Genomic DNA, 14,602 nt, shown 5'->3' with positions numbered 1-14,602 from the left:
ATGCGGGTGTCTCCAGCGCGCCGAGTGGTCGTCGTGGGCGCCTCCATGGCCGGGCTGCGCGCCGCCGAGCAGCTGCGCGCGGCCGGCTGGACCGGGGCCGTCACGGTCGTCGGCGACGAGCCGCACATGCCCTACAACCGCCCTCCGCTGTCCAAGGAGGTACTGGCCGGCAAGGCGCCGTTCGAGTCCCTCGCCTTCACCCCGAAGGCATCGACGGCGGACGTCGAGTGGCGCCTCGGCACGAAGGCCGTCGCGGCCCGTCTCGCGGAGCGTGTCGTCGACCTCGACGACGGCACGACCCTCTCGTACGACGGTCTGGTCGTCGCCACCGGAATGCGCCCCCGGCGACTGCGCTGCCCCGGCCCGCGGACCGGCCGCCACACCGTACGCACCCTCGCCGACGCCCAGGGACTGCGCGACGAACTGACCCGGCCCGGCGTCAGGGTCGTCGTGGTGGGCGCCGGATTCATCGGCTGCGAGGTCGCCGCCACGGCCGTCGGACTCGGCGTCACCGAGGTCACCGTCGTCGATCCGCTGCCCCTGCCGATGGTCGGCCCCCTCGGCGAACTCCTTGCCGGCGCGCTGCTGAGGCGGCACGAGGAACGCGGGGTGCGCTTCGCGCTCGGCACGGGGGTCGCCGGATTCGAGGGCGCCGACCGGGTCACCGGCGTCGTCCTCGGCGACGGCACGGTCCTGCCCGCCGACGCCGTCGTGGAGTCGGTCGGTTCCGTCGCCAACGTCGAGTGGCTGGACGGCAACGGGGTCGATCTCGGCGACGGTGTGCTCACCGACGCATGGCTCAGGGTGGGTGGGCGCCCTGAGGTCGTCGCGGTCGGCGACGTGGCCCGGTTTCCCAACGCCCGCTACGACGGCGTACCTCGTCGTGTCGAGCACTGGTCGATCCCGACGGACACGGCGAAGCACGCTGCCAAGTCTCTCGTTGCCCATCTCGCGGGCGAGGAGGGGGAGTTGGAGCCCTTCGCGCCGTTGCCCACCTTCTGGAGCGATCAGCACGACTTCCGGCTGCAGTCCTTCGGGGCGCCTGTCCTCGGGCTCGACGACGTGCGGGTTCTCGACGGCGACCCGGAGGGCGATGTCCTCGTCGGCTATCACGTCGACGACCGGCTCGTCGGGGTCGTCGCCCTGGGCGGGCATGCCGTTGCCTCGAAGGCCGCCCGTTGTCGCGCCGAACTGCTCGAACAGCCCGCCCTCACTGTCCAAGGAGCCTTCAAGTGACCAGTCCCCGTGGGTTCTTCCACCCCAAGACGGCGAGCGGTGCCTCGTCGCTGATCCCCTCGCCGCCCTGGCGTTACTCGGGCGACCTGTTGACCGTCGAGTACCGCACGGATCCCTCGCGGGTGCGTGAACTGCTGCCCGAGCCGCTGGAGTTGGCCGACGAGGATCCGGGCGCGGTTGCCTTGATCTGGGCCGACTGGCAGTCGTGCTCGTCGGCCGGGGACGAGCTGTTGGATCCCGTGCGGGGACAGTACAAGGAGGCGTTCGCGGTCGTCCGGTGCAAGTACCGGGGTGAGACGTACTCGCGGTGCGTCTACATCTGGGTCGACAAGGACTTCGCGATCGCTCGCGGGCTGCATCAGGGGTATCCGAAGAAGTTCGGCTCCATTCATCAGACTCGGCCGCATCCTTATGGGCCGGCTCCTCGGATCGAGGCGGGGGCGCGGTTCGGGGCGACCTTGGCCGCCGCGGACCGGCGGTTGGCCCAGGCGGTGGTGACTCTGCGGGAGCCTTCTTCCACGAACGGGTTCGTGAACGGGCATCCCATGGCTCATCATCGCTGGCTGCCGTCCATCGAGAGCGGCAAGGGGTTGGCTCTCGATGAGTTGATCGAGAGCGGGGCCGCTTCGTTCGAGGGTGGGCAGGCGTGGGTCGGGGACGCGGAGTTGGAGTTGTTCTCGGCGCCTACGGAGGAATTGGCTCGGCTGGAGATTCGGGAGCCAATTGCCGCGTATTACCGCCAAGTTGGCGTGGTCTGGGATGGCGGGCGGCTGTTGGAGTCGGGGACCTCTGGGGTGGGTGCCTCTTGATGTCGGTGGGTTCGTGCGCGTTGTGCGTGGCTGGTCGCGCCCACGCGGCGGAGCCGCAAATGGCACAGCCCCGCGCCCCTAGGTAAGTGGCCTGTCCCCCTGTTCAATTGGAGCCCTCTCTCATGGCTGACAAAATCGTCGTCGCCGGTGTTTCCGTCGACACCCGGCACTGGATCGGCGGGAAACGCCTCGCGTCCGCCGCCACCTTCACCGACAACTCACCCATCGACGGCCGTGCCCTTGGTGAGATCGCGCGCGGCGGGCCCGACGAAGCCGACGCTGCCGTTGCCGCCGCCAAGGGAGCCTTTCCCGGCTGGGCGGCTACCTCCCGCACCGAACGTGCCCGTCTTCTCCACGCCATCGCCGATGGCGTGGAGAAGTGGATCGAAGAGCTGGCGATCGTCGAGACCAACGACAACGGCGCCCTCCTCCGCTCGCATCGCCGGGGCGTGATGCCGCGGGTCGCGCACAACTTCCGTTTCTTCGCGGACTGGTTGCTGACGCTGGACCACGAGGACTTCGAGACCAGGGGACACAACAACCACGTCTCGTGGGATCCGGCGGGCCCGAGCGTGCTGATCACGCCCTGGAACGCGCCCCTGATGCTGGCCACCTGGAAGGTCGCCCCGGCGCTCGCCGCAGGCAACGCCGTGATCCTCAAGCCCGCCGAGTGGTCCCCGCTCACCGCGTCCCTGCTGGCCGACATCGCCGCCGAGGCGGGGCTGCCCGCCGGTGTCCTCAACGTCGTCCAGGGGTACGGTTCCGAGATCGGCGACGCGCTCACCTCGCACCCGGACGTACGCCGGATCAGCTTCACCGGGTCCGTGCCGACCGCCAAGCACATCGCCGCCTCCGCCGCCGCGAACCTCACCCCGCTCAGTCTCGAACTCGGCGGAAAATCACCGCTGTTGGTGTTCGCGGACGCCGATCTGGAACTGGCCGTCGACCTCGCCGTGGAGCAGTACGACAACGCAGGGCAGGTCTGTCTGGCAGCGACCCGCATCCTCGTCGAGGAGTCGGTCATCGAGGAGTTCACTCAGCGATTCGTCGACAAAGCAACGCGGTTGACGCAGGGCGACCCACGCGACGAAGCCACCGACCTCGGCCCCAACATCCATCCCCGCCAGCTGGAGAAGATCGACGGCTTCGTGCAGCGGGCCCTCGCCGCCGGGGCACGGGCCGTCATCGGCGGGCACCGCACGGACGAGGACGGGCAGTACTACGCCCCCACCCTCCTCACCGATGTCGCCCAGGACTCGGAGATCGTCCAGGAAGAGGTCTTCGGGCCCGTCCTCACCCTCCAGACCTTCGCCGACGAGGACGAAGCGGTGCGGCTGGCCAACGACACCCGGTTCGGCCTCGCCGCCACCCTCGTCACCGGCGACCCCGAGTGTGCCGAACGCGTCACCGCACAGCTGGTCGCGGGCACGGTCTGGGTCAACTGCTTCTTCGTACGCGACCTCCAGGCGCCCTTCGGCGGCTCCCGCCTCTCCGGGGTCGGCCGTGAGGGCGGTACCTGGAGCTTCGACTTCTACTGCGACCTGAAGAACACCGTCACCGCGCCGAACGGATGGAACAACCATGGGTGAGATCGTCGGGGCGGGTCTGCTCGCGCACGTGCCCACCATCGTGCTGCCCGAGGCCGACCGGCTGGAGCTGAACGAGGGAAAGGAGATCACCCTCGTCACCGGGCTCCACCAGCTCCGGAAGGACGTCTTCGAGCGCGACGACTACGACACCGTCGTCGTCCTCGACTCGCACTGGGCGACCACCGTCGAGTTCGTCGTCTCCGGACAGCAGCGCCGGGCCGGTCTCTTCACCTCCGAGGAGCTGCCGCGCGGGATGTGCCGGATGCCGTACGACTATCCCGGCGACCCCGAACTCGCCCAGAACATCGCCCAGTTCGCCGACAAGCACGGCACCTGGATCACCCCGATCGGCGACGACTACCTGCCGGTCTACTACGCCACGATCAACCTGTGGAAGTTCCTCGGCGAGGGCCTGCCCGACAAGCGGTGGGTGACCATCGGGGTCTGCCAGACCGGTGACATGGAGGACCATCTGCGGCTGGGGCGGGCCCTCGCCGACGGCATCGCCGCCACCCCGGGGCGCCGTGTCGTCGTCATCGCCTCCGGCGCCCTCTCGCACACCTTCTGGCCGCTGCGCCAGATCCGCGACCACGAGGCCAGCGACCCGGTCCACATCTTCACGCCGGAGGCCCGGGCGGCCGACGAGGAGCGCATCGGCTGGTTCAAGGAAGGGCGCCACGACCAAGTCCTCGACACCATGCCGGAGTTCTGGAAGCACAAGCCCGAGGCGAAGTTCTTCCACTACCTGATGATGGCCGGCGCCCTCGGCGAACAGGCCTGCACCGCACCCGCCCGTCAGTACGGCGAGTACGAGAACTCCGTCGGCACCGGCCAGGTCCACCTCTGGTTCGACCGGCCCGCCGCCGGCTGGACCGCCCCCCGAACCCCCGTACAGGAGCCCTGACATGCCCGAATACCGCCGCATTCTTCTGGACGGCGCCACCGTCCAGGTCATTGTCGAGGGTGACGAACTCGTCGCCGGGGACGGCCGCCGCGTCAAGATCGAGGAGGCGCAGCACCTGCCTCCCGTCGTGCCCTCCAAGGTCGTCGCCGTGCACCTCAACCACCGCAGCCGCGTGGACGAGTTCCGGATCCAACTGACCCCGACACCCACCTACTTCCACAAGCCGACCTCATCCCTCAACTCCCACCAGGGCGCGATCGTCCGCCCCGAGGGCTGCAAGTGGCTCAACTACGAGGGCGAGGTCGCCATCGTCATCGGGAAGACCGCGCGGAACATCTCGCAGGCCGAGGCGGGGGAGTACATCGCCGGTTACACCGTCGCCAACGACTACGGCCTGCACGACTTCCGCGACACCGACGCCGGCTCGATGCTCCGGGTGAAGGGCTCCGACACGCTGTGCCCGCTCGGCCCCGGCCTGGTCACCGACTGGGACTTCCACGGCAAGTACCTGCGCACGTACGTCAACGGCGAGGTCGTACAGGACGGTTCGACGGACGAGATGGAGTGGGACATGCACTACCTCGTCGCCGACATCGCCCGCACCATCACCCTCCACCCCGGCGACGTCCTCCTCTCCGGTACGCCCGCCAACTCACGGCCCGTCCAGCCCGGCGACGTCGTCGAGGTCGAGGTCGAGGGACTCGGACGGCTGACGAACCACATCGTCACCGGGCCCACCCCGATCCGCAGTGACGTCGGCGCGCAGCCCACCGAGTCCGAGGAGGTGCTGTCCACCGCGCTCGGCGGCGACTGGGAGTTCCGCGGCATCCGGGCGCCACGGCGTTGACCATGGCCACGGGTAGGGTCACGAGCATGACCGAGCCCGCCGCCCCGCGCCGCCCCCGCAAGCGCGTGACCTACGGAGCCGGCCGCGAGGCCCTGCTGAACGCCGCCGTACGCGTGGTGGCCCGCGGCGGGCTCCGCAAGCTCACGTACCGGGCGGTCGCCGAGGAGGCGGGGGTCACCCACGGGCTCGTCGTGCACCACTTCGGCTCGCGCGACGCGCTGATCGAGGAAGCCCTCACCCACGCCATCCGCTCCTCCCTGTCCAGCAGCGACCTCGAAACCGGTACGGGCAGGGTCGCCGACTTCTCGGTCGGGCTGACGGAGATGGTGGAGAGCGGCCCCGACCTCCAGGCCTTCCAGTACGAACTGCTGCTGGAGTCCCGGCGCAGGCCCGAGCTGCTCCAGCACCTGCGCGACCTGTACGACAACGAGTACTTCGAGGCGACCCGGCGCGAGCTGTCCCAGCTGCTGCCCGGGTCCGTCAGCGAGGGCCTGTCCCGCATGGTCTTCGCCACCCTTGAGGGTCTCGTCCTGCACCAGCTCGTCTTCGGCGAGCGCGAGATCATCGAGGACGCGCTCGACGAGCTGCGCAACGTCCTGCGGCTGCTGGCCGCCGACCGCGACGGCGAAGCCTGAGCGGTCGCTGATCTCGACCGTCGGTCTCGGCCGTCGATTACGGCCGCGTAAGAAAACCCGTCGGTGCCGGAATCACCGCGCCGGACCCCTTGCCAAACGGATAGTTCCACCCCACCATGAGGCAACTCGTTTGGCCTGAAACGATTTCCCCTCTTCCCCTGGCAGGTGATCCGAGTGGACAGTCAGACGGTCTCCCCAGAACAGACCGCGCGGGACGCATCCACCGCAGGCAAGCTAAAGCCCAACGCCCTCGGCGTCCTGGGCATCCTCTTCCTCGTCCTGTCCGCCCAGGCGCCGCTCACCGGCATCGCCGGGTCGGTCCCCATCTCCGTCGCGATCGGCAACGGCCCCGGCACCGCCGGCGCCTACGTACTGGTCGGCGTGGTGACCCTGCTCTTCGCCGTCGGCTTCGTCACCATGGGCCGCCACGTCGTCGACGCGGGCGCCTTCTACACGTACATCGGCAAAGGCCTCGGGCGGACCGCCGGGGCCGGCAGCGCGGGCGTCGCCCTCTTCGCGTACTGCGCCATCCAGGCCGCCATGTACGGGCTGTACGGCGCCATCGTCAACGGCCTGGTCAGCACCCACACGGGGCTCGATCTGCCGTGGTGGGTGTGGTCGCTGGCCACCATGGCTGTCGTGCAGCTGCTCGGCGCCACCGGCATCGACATGGGCGCCAAGCTGCTGACGGTCTTCGTCCTCGCCGAGTTCAGCATCCTGCTGGTCTTCAGCCTGGTGACCCTCTTCAAGGGCGGCGGGCCCGAGGGGCTGGGCATCTCGGACACCTTCTCCCTGGGCGCCGTGACCCAGGGCGCGCCGGGCGTGGCCGTGATGTTCGCCCTCGCCTCCATGTTCGGCTTCGAGGCCACCGCGATCTACGGCGAGGAGGCGCGCGAACCGAAGAAGACCGTCCCGCGGGCCACCTACCTCGCGATCGTCGTGGTCGTCGGCTTCTTCGCCCTCACCTCCTGGATGCTCGTCTCCGCGCACGGTGCCTCGAACGCCGTCGCGGAGGCGGGCAAGGCGCTGGAGAGCGGCGACTCGACGGCGTTCGTCTTCGCCCCGATCGCCACCGAGTTCGGCAGCTGGGTCAACGACGTCCTGCCGATCCTCCTGGCCACCTCCCTCTTCGCCGGCCTCCTCACCTTCCACAACTCGGCCAACCGCTACCTGTTCTCCCTGGGCCGCGACGGACTGCTGCCCGGCCGCCTCTGTACGCTCAACAGCCGCCGTTCGCCCTGGGTGGCGGGCTGCGTGCAGACGACCGTCGCGGTGGCCCTGGTCGTGCCGTTCGCCCTCGCGGGCAAGGACCCGGTGCTGACGCTCTTCTCCTGGTTCAGCGGGGTCGCCGTCCTCGGCATGATGCTCCTGTACCTGCTGACCTCGGTGTCCGTGGTCGTCTTCTTCCGCCGCGAGCGCCTCGACACGCGCCTGTGGAACACGCTGATCGCCCCCGCCCTCGCCACGGTCGCCGTCGCGGGCGCCGTCTGGCTGATCCTCGACAACTTCACCACCCTCATCGGCGGCGACAGCGGCACCGCCCTGTGGCTGGAGCTGACCGTCCCGGCCGTCATGGCCGCCGGGCTCGTCACCGCCCGGCTGACCCGCCCGCGCGTACCGGCCGCCGACGCCTGACCCGTCCGTCCACCCGCCTCCGGAGCGGCGACCGGCCGCTCCGGAGGTACGTCCCCTTCCTCTCCCCGTGTATCCGTCTGTTCTGGAGGCCCGCATGTCGTCTGTCACCCACGACGAGTGGCTCCGCCGAGCCAAGGCGCCGGTGGTGTACGGCGCACACCACATCGACGGCCGGGACGAACCCGGCGGCGGCGCCACCTTCGCCGTCGTCTCGCCGCGCGACGGCCAGGTACTGACCGAGGTCGCCGACGGCGGGCCCGCCGAGGTGGACTCGGCCGTGGCCGCCGCCCGCCGCGCCTTCGACACCGGACCGTGGCCGCGTCTGGCACCCGCCGAACGGGGCCGGGTACTGCTGCGGCTCGCCGAACTCCTGGAAGAACAACGTGAGTTGCTCGCCCTCACCGTGACCCTGGAGATGGGCAAGCCGATCACGGACGCGCACGACATCGAACTGCGCGCCGCCATCAACACCTTCCGCTTCTACGGGCAGTTGGCGGACAAACTCACCGACGAGTCCCCGCACACCGCCCCCGACGCCCTCGCCCTCGTCACCCGTGAACCGGCCGGTGTCGTCGGGGCGGTCGTCCCCTGGAACTTCCCGCTGACGCTGGCGAGTTGGAAGGTCGCCCCGGCCCTCGCCGCCGGCTGCACGGTCGTCCTGAAGCCGTCGGAGAACTCCCCGCTGTCCGCGCTGGCGCTCGGCCGACTCGGCACCGAGGCAGGGCTGCCACCGGGCGTCCTCAACGTCGTCGCCGGGGACGGACCCGGGGCCGGACAGGCGCTCGGACTCCACCCCGACGTCGACGTACTGGCGTTCACCGGCTCCACCGCCGTCGGCCGCCACTTCCTGCGCTACTCCGCCGACTCCAACCTCAAGCGCGTCTGGCTGGAGCTGGGAGGCAAGTCGCCCAACATAGTCCTCCCCGACGCCCCCGACCTGGACAACGTCGCCGCCACCGCGGCCTGGGGCATCTTCTTCAACCAGGGCGAGATGTGCACGGCCCCCTCCCGGCTCCTGGTCCACTCCTCCATCGCCGAACAGGTCACCGAGGCCGTCGTCCGCCGGGCGCGCGAACTGCGCGTCGGCGACCCGCTCGACCCCGCCACGGAGATGGGCGCGCTGGTAGGGGAGGCTCACCTCGCCCGCGTACTCGACCACATCGGTACGGGCACGGAGGAGGGCGCCCGACTGCGCACCGGCGGGGCCCGAGTCCTGGAACGGACCGGCGGCACGTACCTGGAGCCGACAGTCTTCGATCAGGTCGGCCCCGACTCGCGCCTGGCCCGTGAGGAGATCTTCGGCCCGGTCCTGTCCGTCCTCACCTTCGACGACGTCGACGAAGCGGTACGGCTGGCCAACGCCACCGAGTACGGCCTCGCCGCCGGCCTGTGGACCTCGAACCTGACCACCGCCCACCAGGTCTCGCGGGCGCTGAAGGCCGGCACGGTCTGGGTCAACTGCTACGAGGAGGGCGACCTGACCGTCCCCTTCGGCGGCATGAAGCAGTCCGGCAACGGCCGCGACAAGTCCGCGCACGCCCTGGAGAAGTACACCGAACTCAAGACCACCTGGATCCAGCTGTGACGACGCGAGCAAGGCCGCTCATCGCGATCCCGGCGCGCTTCGCCGCCTCCACGTCCGCCCTGCGCTACGCCGCCGAGGTCAACGCCCGCGCCCTGATCGAGGCGGTCTGGCGAGCGGGCGGCGAACCGGCGAGCATCCATCCCACCGACTGCACCGACGCCGAGGTCGCCGCCCGCCTCGCCCGCTTCGACGGCGTCCTGCTCCCCGGCGGCGGCGACCTCGCCCCGCACCGCTACGGCGCCCCCGACACCCACGACACGGTGTACGACGTCGACGACCTCCAGGACACCTTCGACCTCCAAGTGGCCCGCAGCGCACTGGAGTCGGGCCTCCCGCTCCTCGCGATCTGCCGCGGCCTACAGGTCGTGAACGTCGCCCTGGGCGGCACCCTGCACCAGGACATGGGCGGCCCGGAACACGAACACCGGCACGTCGTCCATCCGGTGACGATCCGTCAGGACTCGCTGCTGGCCCGGGTGGTCGGCGCCGAGAAGACGGACGCGTCCTGCTACCACCACCAGCGAGTCGACCGCCCGGGCACCGGCCTGGTGCCGACAGCCACAGCAGCGGACGGCACCATCGAGGCCCTGGAACTCCCGGACGCCCAGGGCTGGTTCACCTCAGTCCAGTGGCACCCCGAGGACACGGCCCACGAGGACCCGTCCCAACAGTCCCTGTTCAACGCGCTGGTGCAGGCCGGGGCCCGTTTTTAGGGGCGCGGGGACTCCGCGCCAAGTCCTTGGAGAGGCGGCGAGCGGCCGTCTTCAGGGGCGCGGGGAACTGCGCGACCAGCCCCCACCGGCGCGCAGCCGAAGAACCACCCAGCGAGCGGAGCACTCAGCGCTCGAAAACCACCCGCCCGTCAAACACGGTGAGGTCCACCTCAACCTCAGTGATCTCATGCGGATCAAGCCCCAGCAACCCCCGATCCACCACGCACAGATCCGCCACCTTCCCCACCTCGACAGACCCCTTCCACCCCTCCGCGAAGTCCTGCCAAGCCGGCGTCGCCGTATAAGCACGCAGAGCCTCCGCAAGCGTCACACACTGCTCGGGCCCACTGACCCGCCCGCTCCCCTTCGACTCACGCAACAGCATCGCGGCCACCCCCTGACGCCAGTCCGGCCTGGTGATCGGCGCGTCGGAACTGGCGCACACCCGCACCCCGGCCTCGACCGCCGACCGCACCGGCCACTGGTACGCCGACCGCACGGGCCCCACCACCTGGTCCATCAGGTCGGAGATCGTCCACTTGATGGCGGGGTTCATATTGACCCCGTACCCGTGCGCCGCCAGCTTCGCCAGGCTCTCCGGCCCGATGAAGTCACCGTGGATGACGTAATGCCGGGCGTCGGCGCGCGGCGCGACGGCATCGGCGGCGACGAAGGCATCGACGACGGTGTCGATCGCCCGGTCGCCCGTGACGTGCACCCCGAGCTGGAAACCGGCCTCGTGCGCGACCCGGATCATCTCGCGCAGCTCGTCCACCTGGAGCGCGGGCGTGGCCCCGTGCACGCACAGCGCACCGTGACCGCCCTCGGGATACGGGTCGTTCATCCAGGCGGTACGGTTCGGCGGCACTCCGTCGGCGAAGATCTTGACGCCGATGGCGTTGAGGAGCCGGGGGTCGGCCGACTCGGGGCGGCGCAGTTCCGCGAGCCCCTTGCGTACGTCGTCGGCGGAGCCGCCCATGGGCGCGGGGAACAGCAACACGCTGATGCGGGCGTCCAGTTCACCCTCGGCGGCCAGTTCGGCGTACGCCGTCCAGTTGTCGGTGCTCAGCCCGCCGAAGAAAGTCCCCGCACCGCCAGGCCCTAGACCGGGCTCGGTGTAACTGGTGATCCCGCGCGAGTGCAGCTCACGCACCACCCCCTGGATGGCCAGGCGCCGTTCGGCGACGGTGGGGGAGGGGAGGCCGGCCTGCACGAGCCCCTGGGCGGCCTCGCGCAGGATGCCGGTGGGCTCCCCGTCGGGCCCGAGGTCGATGACACCACCGCCGGGCGCCACACTCTCCGCGTCGATCCCGCACGCACGCAGCGCCGCACTGTTGACCCACACCATGTGCGAGGAGAAGTCGGTCAGCCAGACCGGGTGGTCCGGCGCGACCGCGTCCAGGTCCCGGCGATGCGGAAGCCGCCGCGGATCGTCCAGACACTCCGCCAGATACCCGGGGTCCCAGCCCAGCCCGACCACCCACTCACCGGCCCGCGCCTCGCGTACCGCCTTCTCCACGACACCGACGATGTCGGCGATCGACCCGACCGCCGGATGACCGACGTCGATGGCGAAGGGCGGCTTCGTCATCCCGTACGCGGCACCGTGCAGATGAGAGTCGTTGATGCCGGGCAGGACCGTACGGCCGCGCAACTCGACCACGCGGGTGCCCGGGCCGGCGAGGGCGCGCACCTCGGCGTCGCTCCCGACGGCGACGATGTCCCGGCCACGCACGGCGACCCCTTCCGCCACGGAGAAGTCACCGTCGACGGTGAGGACCTGACCGCCGGTCAGGATCAGGGTGGGAGCGTTGTCGCTCACGCGAGGACCTCTTTCGCAGGGTTCACAGTGTTGAGGGTGCTGACGGCAGCGGCGGTGTTGACCGCGTTCACAGGCGGCAGGCCGCGACCAGGGTTCACCGGCCCGCCCGAGGAGCGAAGTGCGCCAGCGCGGCACCCGCCACCAGCGCCGTCCCCTGCGCCATCTGCTGCCAGAAGGTCGGCACATCGAGCAGGGTCAGCCCGTTCTGCAGGCTGCCGAGGAACAGCACCCCGAGCAGCACACCCAAGACAGACCCCGAACCGCCCGTCAGCGCGACCCCGCCCAGCAGCACGGCGGTCAGCACGGTCAGCTCGAACCCGGCTCCCGAGGTCCCCGCGACCGCGCTGTCCAGCACCGACGCCTTGATGGCCCCGGCGAGCGCGGCGGCCACCCCGGTGACGACGAAGAGCGCGAAGGGCGTACGCCGGATGCTGATCCCGGACAGATACGCGGCCTCCCGGTTCACACCGATCGCGAAGACATGCCGCCCGGCCGGTGTGAGCGCCAGGAACAACGCACCCAGGACCAGTACCACCGCCGCGATGACGACCGGCGCCGCGATCCCGGCGATCCGGGACCCGCCCAGCCAGGCGAACCCGGAGCCGAACCCACTCAGCGGCAACGGGAAGAGCTGCTGTGCCAGTCCGCGTACGGCGGTCAGCATGCCCAGCGTCACGATGAACGCCGAGAGGCCGAAGTAGCAGCACAGGACGCCGTTCACCGCACCGACCGCCGCTCCGGCCGTCAGTCCGCCCAGCACCGCGACCACCGGCGACTGCCCCTGCCCGGCCAGCCACCCGGCGACCAGTCCGCCCAGGGCGAGCGTCGAACCGACGGACAGATCCAGATAACCGCTGATCACCAGCAGAGCCAGCGGCACGGCCACGATGGCGAGAGTGGCCGCGTCGGTGGCGATCCCGCGCAGATTGGCCGGGTCGAGGAAGCTCCCCGTCGACAGCTGGAACACCAGCACCATCGCGGCCAGAACGACGATCAGCGGATGCCGGCGCACGGTACCGAGACCGCCCGCGGCGAGGGCGCGCGGGCGCACGAGGACGGAGTCGGCGGTGGTCATACTGCTCCTTCGGCGGGGGCGGACTGCTCATGTACGGGTGGGGCATCGGAGGCGTCGTGCACGGCCGACAGCAGCGCCTCCTCGGTGAGTTCGGCTCCGGACAGCTCCCCGACGATCCGGCCCCCGGCGACGACCAGGCAGCGGTCGGCGAGCGCGACGATCTCCTCCGGGTCGCTGGACGCGAACAGCACGGCCGTGCCCCGGTCGGCGGCCAGTGAGCGCACGACGCGGTAGATCTCCTGGCGGGCGCCCACGTCGACACCCTGGGTCGGCTCGTCGAGGAGCAGTACGCGCAGGTCCCGGGTGTCGTTGATCCACCGGCCGAGGACCAGCTTCTGCTGGTTGCCGCCGGAGAACGAGGCCGCCGGCAGCCGGGGCCGCGCCGGACGCAGCCCCACCGCACCGGCGAGCGCGTCGAACACCCGCCGCTCGGCGCCGAGTGCCCGTACGCCGTACCGGGACAGCGGGCGCACCGCCGGAAGCAGCGCGTTGTCCCGGGCGCTCAGCGTCGGGAACAGCCCCTGCCTGCGCCGGTCGGCCGGTACGAGGGCGATCCCGGCGGCCAGCGCGTCGCCGGGCCGGGCGGCGGCGACGGCACGGTCACCGACGCGCACGGTGCCGCCGACAGCGCGGCGCCTGCCGTACAGGGTCTCCAGGATGCGCGTACGCCCGGAGCCGATGAGCCCGTACAGCGCGACGCGTTCACCCGCGCCCACGGTGAGCGTGACGGGCCCGAAGCCGGGTCCGCGCAGCGCCGCCAGGACCAGACCGCCGCCGGACGAGCCCACACCCCGCGCCACTGGAGTGGCGGGGGAGGTTGTGGCGCGGGGTGTGGTGTCTGCGACGTCGTCGCAACCGGAGCCGGCGGGCCCGCCTTCGGCAGTCTCGCTCCCGGCAGGCCCGCCTTCGGCAGTCTCGCTCCCGGCAAGCCCGCCTTTGACAGACCCGCTCCTGCCAGACCTGCCCTCGGCAGATCCGCCTTCGGCAGACCCGCTCCCGACAGGCCCGCCCCCGCCAGGCGCGTCGGCCGGTCGCCCCGCGATCGCGGCGACCAGTTCCCGCCGCCGCTGCCCCGCGCCCACCGCCTGGTGGGCGACCCGCCCGTCCCGCAGCACCGTGACCGCGTCCGCGAGGCGTTCCACCTCGGCGAGCAGGTGGGTGACGTACACGATGGCCAGGCCCTGGGTGCGTAGGTCCTCGACCCGTTCGGCCAGGGCGTCGCTCTCGGTGGTGGAGAGGGCGGCGGTCGGTTCGTCGAGGACCAGGACCGAGGCGCTGCGGCTGAGCGCCTTGGCGATCTCCACCAACTGGCGTTGTCCCATGGGGAGTTCGCCCACCCGGTCGCGGGGCGAGCAGGTCGCCGCCACCCGTTCGAGGAGGCCGGCGGCGACCTCCTCCTGGGCGCGGCGGTCGATCCGGCCGTACCGGGTCCACTCCTGGCCGAGGAAGATGTTCTCGGAGACGGTGAGCGCGTCGACCACGCTCAGCGTCTGGAAGATGATCGCGACGCCCGCCGTGATCGACTCGCGCGGGCTCAGCCGCTCGTACGTCCGTCCGCCGACCTCGATCGTGCCCGCGTCCGGCGGATACGCCCCGCCCAGGCACTTGATGAGCGTCGACTTGCCGGCGCCGTTGTGGCCGAGCAAGGCGTGGACCTGTCCCATCGGCACGGTCAGGTCCACGCCGTCCAGTGCCCGGACCCCGCCGAAGGACTTGGTCAGTCCACGGATCCGGAGGCTCACCTCTGTCATG

General features: G+C 70.9%; 12 protein-coding genes. 9 read left to right on the top strand and 3 right to left on the bottom strand.

What is annotated here, in order from left to right; genetic code table 11:
* The 9 genes from ACFYXF_RS38330 (at position 1) to ACFYXF_RS38290 (ending at position 9,953) form a co-directional block, all read left to right on the top strand.
* Positions 1–1,236 (top strand): NAD(P)/FAD-dependent oxidoreductase, encoded by a 1,236-nt coding sequence (locus ACFYXF_RS38330; protein ID WP_389356597.1) that lies wholly within the window; start codon positions 1–3, stop codon positions 1,234–1,236.
* Entirely contained in the window at positions 1,233–2,045 is an 813-nt protein-coding gene (locus ACFYXF_RS38325) for an acetoacetate decarboxylase family protein (protein ID WP_389356596.1), read from the top strand. The genes ACFYXF_RS38330 and ACFYXF_RS38325 overlap by 4 nt, the downstream gene beginning before the upstream one ends.
* A 122-nt stretch (positions 2,046–2,167) precedes the next feature.
* Entirely contained in the window at positions 2,168–3,634 is a 1,467-nt protein-coding gene (locus ACFYXF_RS38320) for an aldehyde dehydrogenase (protein WP_389356595.1), read from the top strand.
* Positions 3,627–4,538, top strand: coding sequence for a 3,4-dihydroxyphenylacetate 2,3-dioxygenase (locus tag ACFYXF_RS38315; protein ID WP_389356594.1), 912 nt, complete (start codon positions 3,627–3,629; stop codon positions 4,536–4,538). The genes ACFYXF_RS38320 and ACFYXF_RS38315 overlap by 8 nt, the downstream gene beginning before the upstream one ends.
* A gap of 1 nt (position 4,539) precedes the next feature.
* Complete coding sequence (locus ACFYXF_RS38310; protein ID WP_389356593.1) at positions 4,540–5,385, top strand: fumarylacetoacetate hydrolase family protein; 846 nt, start codon at positions 4,540–4,542, stop codon at positions 5,383–5,385.
* Between the two features lie 26 nt (positions 5,386–5,411).
* Positions 5,412–6,020 carry a TetR/AcrR family transcriptional regulator gene (locus ACFYXF_RS38305; RefSeq protein ID WP_389356592.1) on the top strand — a complete coding sequence of 203 codons (609 nt, stop codon included), beginning with the start codon at positions 5,412–5,414 and terminating at the stop codon, positions 6,018–6,020.
* Positions 6,021–6,194: 174 nt separating this feature from the next.
* A complete protein-coding gene (locus ACFYXF_RS38300; protein WP_389356591.1) occupies positions 6,195–7,655 on the top strand; it encodes an APC family permease in 1,461 nt (486 codons plus the stop codon).
* 94 nt (positions 7,656–7,749) lie between these two features.
* Positions 7,750–9,240, top strand: coding sequence for an aldehyde dehydrogenase (locus ACFYXF_RS38295; RefSeq protein WP_389356590.1), 1,491 nt, complete (start codon positions 7,750–7,752; stop codon positions 9,238–9,240).
* Positions 9,237–9,953 carry a gamma-glutamyl-gamma-aminobutyrate hydrolase family protein gene (locus ACFYXF_RS38290; RefSeq protein ID WP_389356589.1) on the top strand — a complete coding sequence of 239 codons (717 nt, stop codon included), beginning with the start codon at positions 9,237–9,239 and terminating at the stop codon, positions 9,951–9,953. The genes ACFYXF_RS38295 and ACFYXF_RS38290 overlap by 4 nt, the downstream gene beginning before the upstream one ends.
* 124 nt (positions 9,954–10,077) lie before the next feature.
* On the opposite strand, the gene ACFYXF_RS38285 is transcribed toward ACFYXF_RS38290, so the two are convergent.
* From ACFYXF_RS38285 to ACFYXF_RS38275, 3 genes are all read right to left on the bottom strand, one after another.
* On the bottom strand, positions 10,078–11,775 hold the full coding sequence (locus ACFYXF_RS38285) for an amidohydrolase (RefSeq protein WP_389356588.1): 1,698 nt from the start codon (positions 11,773–11,775) through the stop codon (positions 10,078–10,080).
* Between the two features lie 94 nt (positions 11,776–11,869).
* Positions 11,870–12,850, bottom strand: a complete 981-nt coding sequence (locus tag ACFYXF_RS38280; protein WP_389356587.1) for an ABC transporter permease — start codon at positions 12,848–12,850, stop codon at positions 11,870–11,872.
* Positions 12,847–14,601, bottom strand: coding sequence for a sugar ABC transporter ATP-binding protein (locus ACFYXF_RS38275; RefSeq protein ID WP_389356586.1), 1,755 nt, complete (start codon positions 14,599–14,601; stop codon positions 12,847–12,849). Before ACFYXF_RS38275 ends, ACFYXF_RS38280 begins: the two co-directional genes overlap by 4 nt.
* Between the last annotated feature and the right edge of the window lies 1 nt (position 14,602).

The organism is Streptomyces sp. NPDC002680 (genome assembly GCF_042889145.1).
GTDB lineage: Bacteria > Actinomycetota > Actinomycetes > Streptomycetales > Streptomycetaceae > Streptomyces > Streptomyces adonidis.
This window is presented reverse-complemented; position numbering and strand designations above follow the sequence as displayed.